Consider the following 15952-nt stretch of genomic DNA (forward strand, 5'->3'; position numbering starts at 1 on the left):
CTAACCTCTAAGCCCTAAACTTATAACCAATTATTCCAGTTTCAATGCTTTAAGCAATTTATTAAGCTTCAGTAAATCCTCTGGTGTATCTATTGCAACTGTTTCTAAGTCAGTTACTTTCGTTTGAATATAAAATCCATTTTCGATCCAGCGAAGCTGCTCTAAGCTTTCGGCAATTTCTAAAGAAGATGGTGGTAATTTGGTAATGGCTTTTAACGATTCTGTTCGGTAACCATAAATTCCGATATGCTTGTAGAACTGGTGCTTTTCTGCCCAAACACCTGGTTCTCCATTTCTGATAAAAGGAATTGGGCTACGGCTAAAATACATGGCGCGACCGTTTACATCGATTACCACTTTAGGGCTATTGGGATTGTATACACTTTCCTGACTCTGGATAGATTTGATTAATGTTGCCAGTTGTACTTTTTCTTCAGTAAAACAGCTTGCCAATAATTCAATCTGAGCAGGTTCGATAAATGGTTCATCACCCTGGATGTTGACCACAATATCGTACCCAGGTAAAGTTTCAATCACTTCAGCGCATCTGTCGGTTCCGCTTTGGTGATTAGTTGAGGTAAAGATAAACTCTCCACCAAACCGTTTTACTTCATCGGCAATCCGTACATCATCAGTGGCAATTACTACTTTCGATAAGCTTTCGGCTTTCGATGCTTGCTCGTAAACCCTTTGGATCATGGTTTTTCCGGCAATATCTACCAGAGGCTTTCCCGGAAAACGGGTAGAGGCATATCGTGCAGGAATAATTCCGATAATTTTAGACATACTATTTATTTAAAATCCGAGATAAAATACCAATGGCTATAATCAAAATCAAAACAATATAAGTTGTTCGGTGGGCAAAATTGAGTGTATAGCCCATTGCATTATTTCGTTTTGGAACAATAAACCTGTAGTCATTTTTGGCGAAATAAAAAATTCCCCATTTCCAGTTTTCAGGTTTTTCATGTTCAAAATCCTTTCCATCTTTTTTGCCCCAAAAGAAAAATGTTATTCTGTTTCTAAAATAATCCATTTATTTCAGCCTCAATAGATTGGATTACTGTACCTAAATCTTCTGGGTTGTTGGTGAAATCTAATTTATCTTTATCTAAAATCAATAATTTACCCAGGTTATAACCCTTAATCCAGGCTTCGTATTTTTCGTTCAGTTTAGACAGGTAATCGATGCGGATACCTGCCTCATACTCGCGACCACGACGTTGGATATTATTAACCAATGTAGGTACCGATGCACGCAGGTAAACCAATAAATCGGGTGGTTTAATAAAAGAGGTAATGTTATCAAAAATAGCCCTGTAATTATCATGATCGCGGGTGGTCATTAAAGCCATATCATGCAGGTTTTCTGCAAAAATATGTGCGTCCTCGTAAATGGTCCTATCCTGGATTACGTTACGTTTATTTACTTCAATGTCAGTAATTTGCTGAAAACGACTATTTAGGAAATAAATCTGAAGATTAAAGCTCCAACGTTTCATATCGCTGTAAAAATCTTCCAGATAAGGGTTATTGTCTACAGCTTCGTATAAAGCTTCCCATCCATAATTCTTGGCTAACAAACCTGTTAAGGTAGTTTTACCGGCACCTATATTTCCTACAATTGCTATGTGCATTTTCTTTAGATTGGAGATTAGAGATGTGAGAAACTAGATTCGGGATATGCGACTGAGAATTAATCTCAAATCTAATATCTCTAATCTAGTTTCTCGCTTCTCAAATCTATTAAAATTATTAAAAACTTTTAAACCCGATTAAACTGCGAACCTCTCTGATGGTTTTTTGCGCGCTTTCGCGGGCCTTTAATGCACCATGTTTAGCCACTTGCCTTAAATATGAATCATTTTTGGCAATATCCAAAATACGTTCGCGCATAGGTGCAGTCGTAATGATCATATCTTCTGCCAGTTGTTTTTTGAAATCGCCATAACGGATCTGCATTTTATTATACAAATCTTCAAAATGTGCAAGTGTATCGGCACTCGAAACCACTTTCATTAAATCAAAAAGATTCTGGATAGGTTCAGGTTTTGGTTGGTTTTCTTCCGTTGGGCCACCATCACTAACCGCTCTCATTACTTTTTTACGAATAGTTTCAGGATCATCAGATAAGTAAACTGCGTTGGCTTCGCCTTCTGATTTACCCATTTTCCCTTTACCATCTAAACCAGGTACTTTAACGAGTTTGTCAGAGTAGCTAAAAGCGTAAGGTTCAGGGAAATATTCTGTGTTGTATAACCTGTTGAAACGGTTTCCGAAAGTGCGCGCCATTTCCAAATGTTGCTCCTGATCTTTTCCAACAGGTACTTTGGTAGCTTTATGGATTAAAATATCGGCAGCCATTAATACCGGATAGGTTAATAAACCTGCATTTACGTTATCAGGGTTGGCACGTACCTTATCTTTAAAAGAAGTACTGCGCTCCAATTCACCCATGTAAGCGTTCATATTTAAGTATAGATAAAGCTCCGCAATTTCCGGAACATCACTTTGTATATAAATGGTACTATTTTCTGGATCAATTCCACTAGCCAGATATTCAACCAAAACATGTTTAATATTTCCATGTAAATCGGCTGGTGTAGGGTGTGTAGTTAAGGAGTGTAAATCGGCGATAAAAAAGTAGCAATTGTAATCGTTCTGCATTTGAACGAAGTTTTTAACTGCACCATAATAATTACCCAAATGTAATTTTCCTGTTGAGCGGATACCGCTCACCACTGTTTCTTTCATAATGGCACGAAATTAAAAATAAAATACATGCAAATCATAAATCGTTTCAATTTTAATGGCAAGATTTTTTTTGAATACTGGTAAGTCCTACAGTTTATATGTATAGTTGTCATCTCCCGTAGCGTTCCGAAGGAACTCCTTTGGAGGAGAGATCTTTAGAACGGGTTTCGCCAGTGATTGGTATTATACAACCATAATCTTAGCCCAATGCAATCAGTTGTTTGAAATATCAAACTATTTTATATTTTTGGTTATCTATGATTTATTTTCTAAGACAAGTACACCGGATATGGTTTCTATTCTGGATACTGTTTTTTTTCGCTCTGTTCTATCCAATATATTACATTACCTCACGTAATGAGAAGTATTATAGTACGCTCAATTTTTTCAGAAAAGCCAACAGTTTTTTGTGCAGTCTGTTTTCAGGTGTTTTTTTTCGTTATCAATATGAAGAAAAGTTAAATCCCAAACAAACTTATATTTATTGTGCCAACCATACCTCTAACCTGGATATCATGATTTTCTGTATCATGGGACATGGAAAATTTCACTTTATGGGAAAGGATGAATTGTTGAATAATCCCGTCTTGGGCATTTTTTTTAAAACCATCGATATTTCTGTGAACCGCGACAGTAAGATTTCGGCTTTTAAAGCCTTTAAAAAAGCTGGCGAGAACTTAGAAAAGGGGATGAGTCTGATTATTTTTCCCGAGGGTAAAATAGATGACCATTATCCTCCAAAGTTGGGCGAGTTTAAAAATGGTCCGTTCCGTTTGGCCATTGATAAAAATATACCACTGGTACCTGTAAGTATTACCAATGTTTGGAAAATTAATTGGGATGATGGAGCAAAGTATGGAAGTAAGCCAGGAATTTGCGATATTTACGTCCACAAACCTATAAATACATCAATTTTGGCTGATGTTGATTCTGATGTATTGAAAGAAAAGGTTTACAGATTGATTGATAGTAAGTTAGTATAAATATGAATTTAGACGCAAAAACCATCCATAAAATAGCCGATCTGGCCAGAATTCATATTGATGAAAAACAGGTGGATACATTAATTCCTGAAATGAACAAAATTCTGTCATTCATGGAAAAGTTAAATGAACTGGATACTTCAAACGTAAAACCATTGGTTTATATGAACGAATCGGTTAATGTTTGGAGAGAAGATGTGGTTAAGCAGGAAATAGCTACGGTTGATGGCTTGAAAAATGCAGCAAAGCATACCGACCAATTTTTTATGGTACCAAAAATTATTGAAAAATAATGGTGTATCCACCATGCTAAATTTAATTCGGCATCTTTAACATTAACATTTATATAGTAATTTTTAACCCTCTTGTAACATCTTACCCGCTACGCTTGTCTAAAAAAGAAAAAACATGGAGAAACCACTCATCACTATAAAAGAAATTGGCCGTAAATATGTTATTGGATCTGAAGTGATTCACGCTTTAAAATCAGTTTCTTTAGATATCAATAAAGGCGAATTCGTAGCATTGATGGGCCCATCCGGTTCCGGTAAATCAACCCTGATGAATATTTTAGGCTGTTTAGATACACCTTCAAGCGGAACCTATGTTTTAAATGGAACAAATGTGAGTCACATGAGTGATGATGCCCTGGCAGAAGTGCGCAACCAGGAAATCGGTTTCGTTTTTCAAACCTTTAATTTATTGCCACGTTCTACATCTTTAGATAATGTTGCCCTACCTTTAATTTATGCCGGAACAAGTAAAAAAGACAGGGATGCAAGAGCAGCTAAAGCATTGGAAAATGTAGGTCTAGGCAATCGTATGGATCATAAGCCAAACGAATTATCAGGTGGTCAACGTCAGCGTGTGGCCGTAGCCAGGGCTTTGATTAATAATCCATCTATTATTTTGGCCGATGAGCCAACAGGTAACTTAGATACCAAAACCTCAATTGAAATAATGGGCCTGCTTGAAGAAATCCACAGTAAAGGGAACACCATTATTCTGGTTACGCATGAGGAAGATATTGCGCAGCATGCTCACCGTATTGTACGTATGCGTGATGGTTTGATCGAAAACGATTATTTAAATACAGATATAAAAAATGTATCTCCACGTTTGCAAGCTTTGAAAGATACTGGCAGCGATTGGGAGAAAATCAATTGAGGTTGATGGCGTAAGGCGTAGGGCATAAGGCTTTGAAAGCCCTAAACCTTTCACCTTAAACTATTCCAATATGAAAATCTACACTAAAACCGGCGATAAGGGCCAAACATCACTCATAGGAGGTACCCGAGTACCTAAGTATCACTTACGGATAGACACCTATGGAACTGTTGACGAGTTAAATTCGTACGTAGGTTTAATTATGTGCCAGGATATTGAGGCTCACGACCAGAAACTGCTAAAAGAAATTCAGGATAGATTATTTACTATTGGCTCATCGCTTGCGGCAGACCCAGAGACTTCTAAAATGAAAATCCCCGATCTGCACGATACTGATATTACTTTGTTGGAAAATGAGATGGATCTGATGAACGAAAAGCTGCCTGCTTTAAAACATTTTATTTTACCTGGCGGAAATACTGTAGTTTCTTACTGCCATATTGCTAGATGTGTTTGTAGAAGGGCAGAACGGCTTACAGTTGAACTTGCAGAAAATAGCTTTGTAGATGAGCGCGTAACAGTTTATTTGAATCGTTTAAGCGATTATTTATTCGTTTTGGCACGAAAACTGACCGTGTATTTTAAGTCGGAAGAAAACATTTGGATTCCGCGGGTTTAATAGTGGAAAAATAAGTTTGTTTTGCTCAAAAATTTTAATATACTTTGCGCAATAATAAGAACAAGAATTTAATTGAATTGACGATATGTATTGGACATTAGAATTAGCATCGCACTTGGAAGACGCACCATGGCCTGCAACTAAAGACGAATTAATTGATTATGGTATCCGCTCTGGTGCCCCAGTAGAAGTAATTGAAAACTTACAGGCATTAGAAGATGATGGTGAACCTTATGAAACCATTGAGGAAATTTGGCCAGATTATCCAACTAAAGAAGATTTCTTCTTTAATGAGGACGAATACTAAACATTAGAAACTATAAAAAAACCTTCCAGCTAAACCGGAAGGTTTTTTTTTATGCCTTCATCTTCACGCGTATCCAGCCGCGCCGATAAAATAATTACATTTTTTAAACAAAAGTGAAAAGCCGAGTGTTAATACATCAATAATATAACATTGCTAAAAAATTAACACTATGGGAAATTTATTGTATTTAGTCGCAGTAGTATTGGTAATACTATGGGTAATAGGATTTGTGTTTCACGGCTTCGGAGACGTTGGCGGTATAATTCACGTTTTATTGGTAATCGCAGTTATTGCAATTCTGCTTAAAATAATTGGCCGGGCGGCGTAAAAAATATATCGCACCGATATTCATTGGTTTAGAAGTAGTGAATACTTTAAGTAGATGGATTAAAAAAGGAGTTTCATTTTTGAAACTCCTTTTTATATTTTAATTTTTTAACAGCAATTCGGCAAGCTCCAGATCGATTGGATAAGTGATTTTAATATTCCCTCTCTCTCCTTCGATGATATTTATCTCATAACCAATAGATTCTACCACACTTGCGTCATCTGTAAAGTGAGTATCGAACTCTTGGTTGTAAGCTTCTTTAAGAATGCTAATGCTAAAAGTTTGTGGCGTTTGTACTAAATAGATTTCATCACGTTTTAATGCCGTGGTTTTATCGTCTCTAAGCAAGCGTACGCTATCGCTTGACTGTACGGCTGCAATAACGTTTCCCTGTAGCTCAGCTTCATTAAAACAGTTGTCTATAAGAGATTTGGAAACCAGTGGACGAACAGCATCGTGAATGGCAACATAACTTTCTTCTTCGATAGCATGTATTGCATTTTTCACTGAGTGAAAACGCTCCGTGCCGCCATCGATAACCTGGTGCGGTACATGGAAATTAAATTCTTCGCATAACCTAGCCCAGTAAGCCTGTTGATCTTTATTTAGAACCAATAAAATTTTAGGTTGAGTATCACTTTGTGCAAAAGCTTTTATGGTGTGCATTAAAACCGGAAGGTTTTTGAGCAGTAGAAATTGTTTTGGGGTTTCCGTTTGCATCCGATTGCCAGAACCGCCTGCTACAATTATAGCGTAGTATTTCATATTTAAGAGATGAGATTATAGATTCGAGATATGAGACTTGAATTAACTCAAATCTCACATCTCAATACTCAAATCTATATTATTAGCATGGCATCACCATAGCTGTAAAATTTATATTTTTCTTTTACTGCAACTTCGTAAGCATTCATTACGTTTTCATATCCGCCAAATGCACTTACCATCATCAATAAAGTAGATTCAGGCGTGTGGAAATTGGTAATCATTGAGTTTGCAATACTGAAATCGTAAGGGGGGAAGATAAACTTACTGGTCCAATCGTTAGCCGATTTTAATGTTCTGTTAGCAGAAACAGCCGATTCGATAGCACGCATTGAAGTAGTACCTACCGCACAGATTTTTCTTTTTTCTTCTAAAGCCTTGTTTACAATGTTCGCATCTTTTTGCTCGATGATAAACTGCTCAGAATCCATTTTGTGCTTGGTTAAGTCTTCAACCTCAACAGTTCTGAAAGTTCCCAAACCAACGTGTAGCGTTACTTCTGCAAATTCTATACCTTTAAGTTCAAGACGTTTCATCAGCTCGCGACTGAAGTGTAAACCTGCAGTTGGAGCAGCTACGGCACCTTCGTGCTTAGCAAAAATGGTTTGATAACGTTCTTTATCTTCAGCAGTAGCTTTACGTTTAATATATTTGGGAAGTGGAGTTTCACCTAAAATTTCAACGTTTTTTCTAAATTCTTCGTCAGTGCCTTCAAATAGGAAACGGATGGTACGGCCACGTGATGTAGTGTTATCTACAACCTCAGCAACCAATAAATCGTCGTCGCCAAAATATAATTTATTACCAACACGGATTTTACGTGCCGGATCTACCAAAACATCCCATAAACGTAATTCCTTGTTTAATTCACGTAGCAAGAAAACCTCGATGGTTGCACCGGTTTTCTCTTTATTGCCATATAAACGGGCAGGAAAAACCTTAGTGTTATTTAATATCATTACGTCTTTGTCATCGAAATAACCTAAAACGTCTTTAAAAATTTTATGTTCAATCTTACCACTGTCTTTGTGTAAAACCATTAGGCGAGCTTCATCTCGTTGTTCTGCCGGATTGTTGGCTACTAATGATTCAGGTAAGTTGAATTTGAATTGTGATAATTTCATTCTTGATGAATTTTTTGAGGTGCAAAAATACGAATTTAATTTTTCTTTTTCGTATTTTATCAAACGCAATTTATGTATATTATGTTTTAATCATTTTAAATCAAATAATACAGGGCGATTAATGCATTGTAGACATAAAATTAATTAGTTTTGAAGATAAGCTGTAACCTTTTCAAAAGCTTTGCATCTAACCTTTAATTATGATAATCTTTAGGCTAATAGGCGAGAGTTTCCGTTTTGCATTTGATGCATTGCGCCAGAATAAATTACGCACCATGTTATCGCTTTTGGCTATAACAATTGGTATTTTTACCATTATTGCTGTATTTTCTGCGGTAGATACCTTCCGCGGCAAATTGCAGTCCAGTGTAGATAAACTGGGCTCTAACACCATTTATATTCAAAAATGGCCTTGGAGTTTTGGCGACAATTACCCTTGGTGGAAATATATGAACCGTCCTCAACCTTCGTTGCGCGATTTTGAGGCCCTCCGCGAGAGAATTGAAAATGCACAAGGCGTTACATTCGAAATATCGACTAACGATAGGACGATCAAATACAGAAGTAGCTCAGTAGAAGGGATTTCGGTATGGGCGGCATCACACGATTTTAATAAAACCTGGAATTTTGAGCTTCAGGACGGACGGTATTTTACCGAAAATGAGAGTAAAAACGGTTCACCTGTTTGTATTTTAGGTTCAGATATAGCCGACGGACTTTTTGATGGCGGTGCGCCCGTGGGTAAACAGGTACAGATTTTAGGAAGAAGATTAACTGTTGTTGGTGTTTTCAAAAAAGAAGGGGAGGACATGTTAGGTACTTCTCTTGATAAAAACGTAAATATTCCAATTGCTTTTGCAAAAGGTGTTTTAGATATCCAAAGTGAACGTTATGGCCCACAAATTACTGTTCGCGGTAAAGATAATGTGAGCTTGGAAGAGGTAGAAAGCGAATTAAAAGGTTTAATGCGCTCTATCCACAGGATCAGACCTGGCCAGGAAGAAGATTTTGCACTAAATAAAACTACCATTATTTCTAACCAGTTAGATTCGATGTTTAAAATGGTAAATATAGCCGGTTGGGTAATTGGTGGGTTTTCGATCCTGGTGGGTGGTTTCAGTATTGCCAATATCATGTTCGTATCGGTTAAGGAACGTACCAATATTATCGGGATCCAAAAATCGTTAGGTGCAAAAAACTATTTTATCTTGCTTCAATTCATTTTTGAATCTATTTCGCTTTGTATTTTAGGCGGTTTGCTGGGTTTATTACTGGTCTTTCTGCTCGCCCTGGGGATTGGTGCGGCCACAGATTTTCACATTATACTGGGCTTGAATAATATTGCCTTAGGTATTGGTATATCGATTATTATCGGCACTATCTCTGGTTTTTGGCCAGCATATTCAGCCTCAAGATTGGACCCGGTAGAGGCGATAAGGAGCTAGTTTTCAGTTTACAATTTCAGCGTTTGTGGTTTCAGTTGCAATCCCTTGATTCATAAACCTTATTGAAGTGGAAAGCCCGCAAGCCCGATCCTTTATCGGGCGAGGACTTGTAACGGAAAGAAGGACTGGATGCTCCGATGAAATGCTTGCTTCCATTTTCCAAACACTATATCGTCATTTCGAGCGGACCCGATAGCTATCGGGTGCAACGGAGTCGAGAACCCGAAGGCTCAGCGAAGCTAAATCTGCTGCAATAGATCTCTCCATTTCGCTTTCGATGAAAAATCGATAAGCTACAGTCTAGATGACGATTATTCAAAGAAAAACCCCTCGCTAAATTTAATTAACGAGGGGTTTCTCTTTATATGAAGTTAACTGAAAACCGCTAACTGAAAATTGATTAAGCCAATTTACCTAAAGCTTCTTTTATTCTTCTTAATGCTTCAACCAAACTCTCGTCTGATGCTGCATAAGATAAACGAATGTAGTTATTATTACCAAACGAATCGCCACCAACAGTTGCTACATGACCAACATTTAATAGATATAAAGCCAGGTCTGATGAATCTTTAATTACATTTCCATCAGCATCTTTTTTACCGAAGAAAGAACTGATTTCTGGGAAAAAGTAGAAAGCACCATCAGGAAGATTTGTTTTTACGCCAGGGATTTCGTTTAATAAATTGTAAACCAATTCTCTACGACGTAAAAATGCTTCTTTCATTTCTAAAACACTGGCTAAACCTTGCTCGTAAGCAACAATTCCTGCTCTTTGCGCGATAGAACACGTTCCAGAAGTAGTTTGCCCTTGTAATTTATCGTTAGCGGCTGCAATTTCTTTATTAGCGGCAATATAACCTAATCTCCAGCCGGTCATGGCGAAAGCCTTAGAGAAACCGTTTACAATGATGACGCGGTCTTTAATGCTATCGAATTGAGCAATAGACTCATGTTTATCAACAAAGTTAATGTGCTCATAAATCTCATCAGATAAGATGTAGATATTAGGATGTTTTTCGAAAACGGCAACCAACGCTGCTAATTCTTCTTTGCTATAAACCGAACCTGTTGGGTTACATGGCGAAGAAAACATAAATAATTTCGATTTTGGCGTAATAGCTGCTTCTAACTGAGCAGGTGTGATTTTGAAATCACTTTCAATGTCGGTATCGATAAAAACAGATTTTCCTTCTGCCAGGGTTACCATTTCTGAGTAAGAAACCCAGTAAGGAGTTGGGATGATTACCTCATCATCAGGATCAATCAAAGTTAAAATAACATTCGATAAAGATTGTTTTGCACCCGTTGAAACCACGATCTGAGAAATATCATAATCCAGATTGTTTTCTGTTTTTAGCTTGTTTACGATCGCCTGGCGCAGGTCAGGGTAGCCTGGTACTGGCGAATAACGCGTATAATTTTCATCTAATGCCTTTTTAGCAGCATTTTTTACGTGATCAGGTGTATTGAAATCGGGTTCACCAACACTTAAACTAATGATGTTAATGCCCTTAGACGCTAATTCGCGGCCAAGTTTGGTCATTTTAAGGGTTGCAGATTCAGATAGACTGTTGATTCTTTTGGATAAGGTGCTCATGGTTAATTACTTTGAGCGCAAATATATAAACCAAATATTATTCTGCACTAAAAAAGACATAGTTTTTCTCATTTAATTTATTCGATAAGCGTATTTTTGAAAAAAATATCCTGGTGTCGGTAAAAAAGAAAGCAATAATAATTTCTCTGGTGGTGAGTGTGGTGCTGATGTTGGCCAAGTTTGTCGCGTATTTTATTACAGGTTCAAATGCGATCTTAACTGATGCAGCAGAGAGTATTGTAAACGTAATAGCTGGGAGTTTCGCCTTTTATAGCATTTACCTAAGCACGCAACCACGCGACGAAAATCATCCTTATGGACATGGAAAAGTTGAGTTTTTCTCGGCCTTTGTAGAGGGGATATTGATTTTGATTGCGGGAGTGGTTATTATTTTTAAATCATCATACAACCTTATTTATCCTCATTTGGTAGGGGAACTATTAACAGGAACGCTGATTATTGGTATTACGGGCTTGATTAATCTGATTGTGGGCCTATACCTCATAAATGTAGGTAAAGATGAGCATTCGGTTACATTGCAAGCTGATGGTAAACATTTATTAACTGATACTTATACCAGCGGAGCAATTGTTATTGGCTTAATATTAATTCAGCTAACAAATATTATTTGGCTGGATAGCCTGCTTTCTTTTTTGGTAGGCTTTTATATCGTTTATTCTGGTTATAAGCTTACCCGTGGTTCGGTGGGTGGATTAATGGATGAAAGCGATTTTACACTTGTTGAAGAAGTAGTAGATGTTTTACAAAAGAACAGGCACAACCCATGGATTGATGTGCACAATCTGCGTACCCAGCAATATGGCCCTGAATTTCATATCGATTGCCATGTAACGTTGCCTTATTATTTTGACTTAAATAAAGTTCACCGCGAAATCTCGCAGATTGATGAACTGATCAATAAAAACGGCGTCCGTAAAGCAGAACTCTTTATTCATGCAGATCCATGTTTGCCTGAGTGTTGCCATTATTGCCATATGAGTGAATGTCCGGTGAGGGCAGAGGCCTTTAAAAAGGAAATTGTATGGACGCCAGAAATAGTAATCAAAAATAAAAAGCATTTCGAAAATGAGCTACTTTAACGTTAGGGTTTATGGATTGTTAATTAACCAGAATAATGAGGTTTTGATAAGTGATGAGGAAGAATATGGCTTTCGTTTCAGTAAGTTTCCAGGTGGTGGTTTAGAACTTGGCGAAGGCTTAATCGATGGATTAAAACGTGAGTTTGTGGAAGAGTGCGATGCTGAAATTGAAGTATTATCTCATTTTTATACCACAGATTTTTTTGAAAAATCTTCATTTAACGATAGCCAGGTAATTAGCGTGTATTATATCGTTAAAGAAAAAGCGCCTTTGCAGTTGGCCTTTAAAGATGTTATTTACGATTTCGATGGAGAAGGTGAAATTCTTCAGGCTTTCAGGTGGGTGAAAATTGAAGATTTAAATATTGAAGATATTACCTTTAAAACAGATAAAACCGTAGGCCAGCTTTTAAAAAATCAATATTCAGTTAAATTATAATCATGATACCCGATTCGTCCAAACTCCATACCCCAGATTCCAAACTCAATTTAACTGAACGCGATCAAAAGGTGATCTGGCATCCCTATACCCAAATGAAAAATGCACTCCCCCACATCCCAATTGTTAGGGGAGAAGGGGTGTACGTTTTTAATGAGGATGGAAAAAGGTATATCGATGCGGTTTCATCCTGGTGGGTGAATATTCATGGTCATTCACACCCTTATATTGCACAAAAAGTAGCTGAACAGCTCAGTGTGCTTGAACATGTGATTTTTGCAGGTTTTACGCACGAGCCTGCTGTACTACTTGCAGAAAGGCTTTTACCCATATTGCCTGGCAAACAAGATAAGGTTTTTTATACCGATAACGGATCAACGGCGGTAGAGGTAGCCTTAAAAATGTGCCTCCAGTACTGGGACAATAAGGGCACACCAAAAACGAAGATTTTAGCCTTTAAAAATGCCTATCATGGCGATACTTTTGGCGCCATGTCTGTTAGCGGCCGCAGTATTTTTACCGATGCTTTTAACAGTCTATTGTTCGATGTCGAGTTTATCGATCTGCCAAACGAAAATAACATCTCACATCTCATATCTCATATCTCAAATCTTAAAGATACTGCTTGTTTTATCTTCGAACCACTCATTTTAGGGTCTGGTGGAATGTTGATGTACGAAGCTAAATATTTAGATCAGCTTTTATCTGCCTGTAAAGAAGCGGCAATTTTAACCATTGCTGATGAAGTAATGACAGGTTTCGGTAGGACAGGGACTTACTTCGCTTGCGAGAAGTTAACTAACAAGCCTGATATTATTTGTTTAAGCAAAGGTTTAACTGGTGGAACAATGCCATTAGGGGTAACCACCTGTACGAATGAGATTTTTGAAGCATTCTTAAGTGACGATAAATTAAAAACACTTTACCACGGACATTCTTTTACAGCGAATCCGATTGCTTGTGTAGCTTCTTTGGCTAGTTTGGATATTTTGTTGAAAAGTGAAACACTTCAGAATATTAAGCGCGTAGAAGCTAAACATGCTGTTTTTCTTGAAGAAATTAAAATGCATCCTAAAGTTAAGGCCATTAGGCAAACAGGAACAATTATTGCAATTGAGTGGGAGACTGGAAATGAAACCTCTTATTTAAGTAATCTCCGTAATTTATTGTATGCGTATTTTTTAGATAAAGGAATCATATTAAGGCCATTGGGCAATATTATTTATATCCTCCCACCGTATGTAATCAGCGATGAAGATCTCGATTATATTTATGCAGCCATAAAATCCGCTTTAGAAGAAGTATAGGTGCTTTTAGGTCGTAGTGAGATGCTACCACGAGTATATAACTTAGTTTAAGGCGGTTGTCAGTCTGAGCGGAGTCGAAGGACAATCTTTTTTGATTCTGCATGGAACTTAATGTTATGCTACTGATTCCAGATAATTTTTAAGGGCATCATTAACAAAATAAGTCCAGCCGCCATTGAAACTTGTTTTGGCAAAATCTGGCCCGTTCTCAGCAAAGCTTTCTATGCCGCTATGTGTTAATTTTAGCCTGGTTTGCCCGCTTTGCTCAAATAACTCCCAGCTTACCACCGAATTTCCCGGATAGCCATCATATCGCCAGGTGTAGGCTAGTTTCCTTCCCTCAACAATTTCTGTTATTTCGCAGAGATGTAAATATTGAGGCCCATTATCCGGTCCACCAGAAAACTCAAACTTAAAGCCTACTTCGGGTTTAAAGTCTTCTAATTGAAAATACCACTGTTTAATTTCATTGTTATCGGTTAAAGCTTTCCAAACTTTTTCGATAGGGGCGTTATATACCCGTTCTACAATAACTGGTTCGTCTTTCATCTTTATTTTGATTTAGTGTCTTTTGATAAGTGTATTTCTAAAGCATCTAATTTGCTTGTCCAAAAAATACGGTATTGTTCTACCCATTTAGATACTTCTGCTAGCTTTTGAAATTGTATGTTACAGTACCGGTCACGGCCGCGTTGGGTAATTTCTACTAATCCACATTCTGTTAAAACTTTAATATGCTGTGAAATGGCAGGTCGGCTCATGTCGAAATTTTCGGCAATTGCATTTAAATTTAAGGTGTTATGGGCAATCAGATTAATGATTTCTCTTCGGGTAGGATCGGCAATGGCTTGAAATACATCTCTTCTCATAAAATTAATTGCGTAAGTAATTGCTTACAAATATAAATGTAAGTAATCGATTACGCAAATTTTATTTTATTTTTTTGAATGATAAAATTAACCCAAGGGCATTTTACTCATATCCATATAAAGAATACTCCATCTTTGTCCATCCAGGTCAACAAAACCACAGCCATACATCCAACCGTCTTTGTAGCCAGGCTCGGCATAAAGTGTGCCACCGGCAGCAATCACCTTTTGCGCCAGCTCATCTACTTCTTCTGGACTTTCTGCATCAAAGGAGAATAATACTTCGCCGCCCTTCCGTTTATCGGCAATATTGGTACCCGCAAAACCTTCGTACAAAGCTTCTTCAAAAAGCATAATTGCTAAATTACTTTCTCCTACTAAAAAGCAAGCAGAATCTTCGCGGGCGCCATACTGTAGGTTAAGGGTGAAACCGAGTTGCGTGAAGAATGCTTTAGACTTATTAATGTCTTTTACCGGAAGATTTATCCAAAGTGATTTTATCATGACGTTTTATATTTTGATGTAAGTAAAGATAGGTAAGCGGCAATAGAGTTACCCTTGCCAAAAAAGAAAATTTACAGGGCTGTTTGAGACAATTAGGTTATTGTAATTACTTATATTTTCTTCTATTCCTTACATGGTTAAAGTATTGCGGCAATGTTGCGCCTTATAAATCATAGTGCTTTATTAGCTTATGTTCTTATAATCTCATAGGCTTAACTAGTTAGTAAAGTTATTGTGCTGATTCTTGCCATATAAGGCATTTAAGGGAATTTCAGCTCATAATGTTAATTGTACTTAATATTTATATTTTTCGGAAAGCTTTTTAGGCGCTACGTTACAATAAGAAAGTGTAAGTGCATCGATAAGCATTTCGTCTGTTAATGCTGTTAGGTCAAAAATTGTCCAGCCTTGTTTGCCCCAGGCACCGGAAGCCGGACATATTCTGTTCGGATCAAAATCACAGAAAACAGACTGATCAATTTCCGATAATTTAAATGTTGCCTGCCTTTTCTGAATATTTAGTGTAGCAAAGATCTTTTTATTTATACGGAAAGAAGTTTTTTCGAAATGCGGTAATTCAATAACTTCATCAAAAGATAGGCAGTGAGCTATAAAAGTTGATGAATCCATGGGTGTAATGTAAT

The 15952-nt window shown here is 37.2% G+C and carries 21 protein-coding genes; 10 read left to right on the plus strand and 11 right to left on the minus strand.

Annotated features, from left to right (window positions below):
• Positions 1 to 30 precede the first annotated feature (30 nt).
• The 4 genes from kdsB to trpS all read right to left on the minus strand — a co-directional run bounded on the left by kdsB (position 31) and on the right by trpS (position 2754).
• Positions 31 to 786 carry a 3-deoxy-manno-octulosonate cytidylyltransferase gene (gene kdsB / locus ASU31_RS22690; RefSeq protein WP_057934543.1) on the minus strand — a complete coding sequence of 252 codons (756 nt, stop codon included), beginning with the start codon at positions 784 to 786 and terminating at the stop codon, positions 31 to 33.
• A gap of 1 nt (position 787) precedes the next feature.
• Positions 788 to 1036 carry a DUF5808 domain-containing protein gene (locus ASU31_RS22695; protein WP_057934544.1) on the minus strand — a complete coding sequence of 83 codons (249 nt, stop codon included), beginning with the start codon at positions 1034 to 1036 and terminating at the stop codon, positions 788 to 790.
• Positions 1023 to 1637, minus strand: a complete 615-nt coding sequence (locus tag ASU31_RS22700; RefSeq protein WP_025144984.1) for a deoxynucleoside kinase — start codon at positions 1635 to 1637, stop codon at positions 1023 to 1025. Before ASU31_RS22700 ends, ASU31_RS22695 begins: the two co-directional genes overlap by 14 nt.
• A gap of 118 nt (positions 1638 to 1755) precedes the next feature.
• A complete protein-coding gene (gene trpS / locus ASU31_RS22705) occupies positions 1756 to 2754 on the minus strand; it encodes a tryptophan--tRNA ligase (protein WP_057934545.1) in 999 nt (332 codons plus the stop codon).
• A gap of 257 nt (positions 2755 to 3011) precedes the next feature.
• Here trpS and ASU31_RS22710 point away from each other — a divergent pair, with 257 nt between their 5' ends.
• The 6 genes from ASU31_RS22710 to ASU31_RS27630 all read left to right on the plus strand — a co-directional run bounded on the left by ASU31_RS22710 (position 3012) and on the right by ASU31_RS27630 (position 6158).
• The gene (locus ASU31_RS22710; RefSeq protein WP_057934546.1) at positions 3012 to 3737 is read left to right on the plus strand and encodes a lysophospholipid acyltransferase family protein; all 726 of its coding nucleotides are present in this window, start codon (positions 3012 to 3014) and stop codon (positions 3735 to 3737) included.
• A 2-nt stretch (positions 3738 to 3739) separates the two neighbouring features.
• Positions 3740 to 4030 (plus strand): Asp-tRNA(Asn)/Glu-tRNA(Gln) amidotransferase subunit GatC, encoded by a 291-nt coding sequence (gene gatC / locus ASU31_RS22715; protein ID WP_057934547.1) that lies wholly within the window; start codon positions 3740 to 3742, stop codon positions 4028 to 4030.
• Positions 4031 to 4145: 115 nt separating this feature from the next.
• Positions 4146 to 4904 (plus strand): ABC transporter ATP-binding protein, encoded by a 759-nt coding sequence (locus tag ASU31_RS22720; protein WP_057934548.1) that lies wholly within the window; start codon positions 4146 to 4148, stop codon positions 4902 to 4904.
• A gap of 70 nt (positions 4905 to 4974) precedes the next feature.
• Complete coding sequence (locus ASU31_RS22725; protein WP_057934549.1) at positions 4975 to 5523, plus strand: cob(I)yrinic acid a,c-diamide adenosyltransferase; 549 nt, start codon at positions 4975 to 4977, stop codon at positions 5521 to 5523.
• 85 nt (positions 5524 to 5608) lie between these two features.
• Positions 5609 to 5830: a DUF2795 domain-containing protein gene (locus tag ASU31_RS22730; protein WP_010603503.1), complete on the plus strand. Its 222-nt coding sequence runs from the start codon at positions 5609 to 5611 to the stop codon at positions 5828 to 5830.
• Positions 5831 to 5999: 169 nt separating this feature from the next.
• Entirely contained in the window at positions 6000 to 6158 is a 159-nt protein-coding gene (locus ASU31_RS27630) for a lmo0937 family membrane protein (RefSeq protein ID WP_116250957.1), read from the plus strand.
• A gap of 99 nt (positions 6159 to 6257) precedes the next feature.
• Here the strand turns inward: ASU31_RS27630 and ASU31_RS22735 are convergent, their stop codons facing one another.
• Together ASU31_RS22735 and queA are read right to left on the minus strand one after the other, a co-directional pair.
• A complete protein-coding gene (locus ASU31_RS22735; protein ID WP_057934550.1) occupies positions 6258 to 6923 on the minus strand; it encodes a 2-C-methyl-D-erythritol 4-phosphate cytidylyltransferase in 666 nt (221 codons plus the stop codon).
• 74 nt (positions 6924 to 6997) lie between these two features.
• On the minus strand, positions 6998 to 8047 hold the full coding sequence (gene queA, locus ASU31_RS22740) for a tRNA preQ1(34) S-adenosylmethionine ribosyltransferase-isomerase QueA (protein ID WP_029278727.1): 1050 nt from the start codon (positions 8045 to 8047) through the stop codon (positions 6998 to 7000).
• Positions 8048 to 8247: 200 nt separating this feature from the next.
• Between queA and ASU31_RS22745 the strand changes: the two genes are divergently transcribed.
• Positions 8248 to 9492, plus strand: coding sequence for an ABC transporter permease (locus tag ASU31_RS22745; RefSeq protein ID WP_083505492.1), 1245 nt, complete (start codon positions 8248 to 8250; stop codon positions 9490 to 9492).
• Positions 9493 to 9892: 400 nt separating this feature from the next.
• Here ASU31_RS22745 and ASU31_RS22750 read toward each other — a convergent pair whose 3' ends face one another.
• Positions 9893 to 11089 (minus strand): pyridoxal phosphate-dependent aminotransferase, encoded by a 1197-nt coding sequence (locus ASU31_RS22750; protein ID WP_209435043.1) that lies wholly within the window; start codon positions 11087 to 11089, stop codon positions 9893 to 9895.
• Between the two features lie 113 nt (positions 11090 to 11202).
• On the opposite strand from ASU31_RS22750, the gene ASU31_RS22755 reads away from it, so the two are divergent.
• The 3 genes from ASU31_RS22755 to bioA are packed head-to-tail and all read left to right on the plus strand — an operon-like array spanning position 11203 to position 13935.
• A complete protein-coding gene (locus ASU31_RS22755; protein ID WP_083505493.1) occupies positions 11203 to 12189 on the plus strand; it encodes a cation diffusion facilitator family transporter in 987 nt (328 codons plus the stop codon).
• Positions 12176 to 12628: an NUDIX domain-containing protein gene (locus ASU31_RS22760; RefSeq protein ID WP_057934552.1), complete on the plus strand. Its 453-nt coding sequence runs from the start codon at positions 12176 to 12178 to the stop codon at positions 12626 to 12628. The genes ASU31_RS22755 and ASU31_RS22760 overlap by 14 nt, the downstream gene beginning before the upstream one ends.
• Before the next feature lie 2 nt (positions 12629 to 12630).
• Entirely contained in the window at positions 12631 to 13935 is a 1305-nt protein-coding gene (gene bioA, locus ASU31_RS22765; RefSeq protein WP_057934553.1) for an adenosylmethionine--8-amino-7-oxononanoate transaminase, read from the plus strand.
• A 114-nt stretch (positions 13936 to 14049) separates the two neighbouring features.
• Here the strand turns inward: bioA and ASU31_RS22770 are convergent, their stop codons facing one another.
• From ASU31_RS22770 to ASU31_RS22785, 4 genes are all read right to left on the minus strand, one after another.
• The gene (locus ASU31_RS22770) at positions 14050 to 14484 is read right to left on the minus strand and encodes an SRPBCC family protein (RefSeq protein WP_057934554.1); all 435 of its coding nucleotides are present in this window, start codon (positions 14482 to 14484) and stop codon (positions 14050 to 14052) included.
• Between the two features lie 2 nt (positions 14485 to 14486).
• Complete coding sequence (locus ASU31_RS22775) at positions 14487 to 14804, minus strand: ArsR/SmtB family transcription factor (RefSeq protein WP_057934555.1); 318 nt, start codon at positions 14802 to 14804, stop codon at positions 14487 to 14489.
• 87 nt (positions 14805 to 14891) lie between these two features.
• Positions 14892 to 15308, minus strand: a complete 417-nt coding sequence (locus ASU31_RS22780; RefSeq protein ID WP_057934556.1) for a VOC family protein — start codon at positions 15306 to 15308, stop codon at positions 14892 to 14894.
• A gap of 294 nt (positions 15309 to 15602) precedes the next feature.
• Positions 15603 to 15938 carry an MmcQ/YjbR family DNA-binding protein gene (locus tag ASU31_RS22785; protein WP_057934557.1) on the minus strand — a complete coding sequence of 112 codons (336 nt, stop codon included), beginning with the start codon at positions 15936 to 15938 and terminating at the stop codon, positions 15603 to 15605.
• Positions 15939 to 15952: the final 14 nt, after the last annotated feature.

The organism is Pedobacter ginsenosidimutans (assembly GCF_001442625.1).
Classification (GTDB): Bacteria; Bacteroidota; Bacteroidia; order Sphingobacteriales; family Sphingobacteriaceae; genus Pedobacter; species Pedobacter ginsenosidimutans.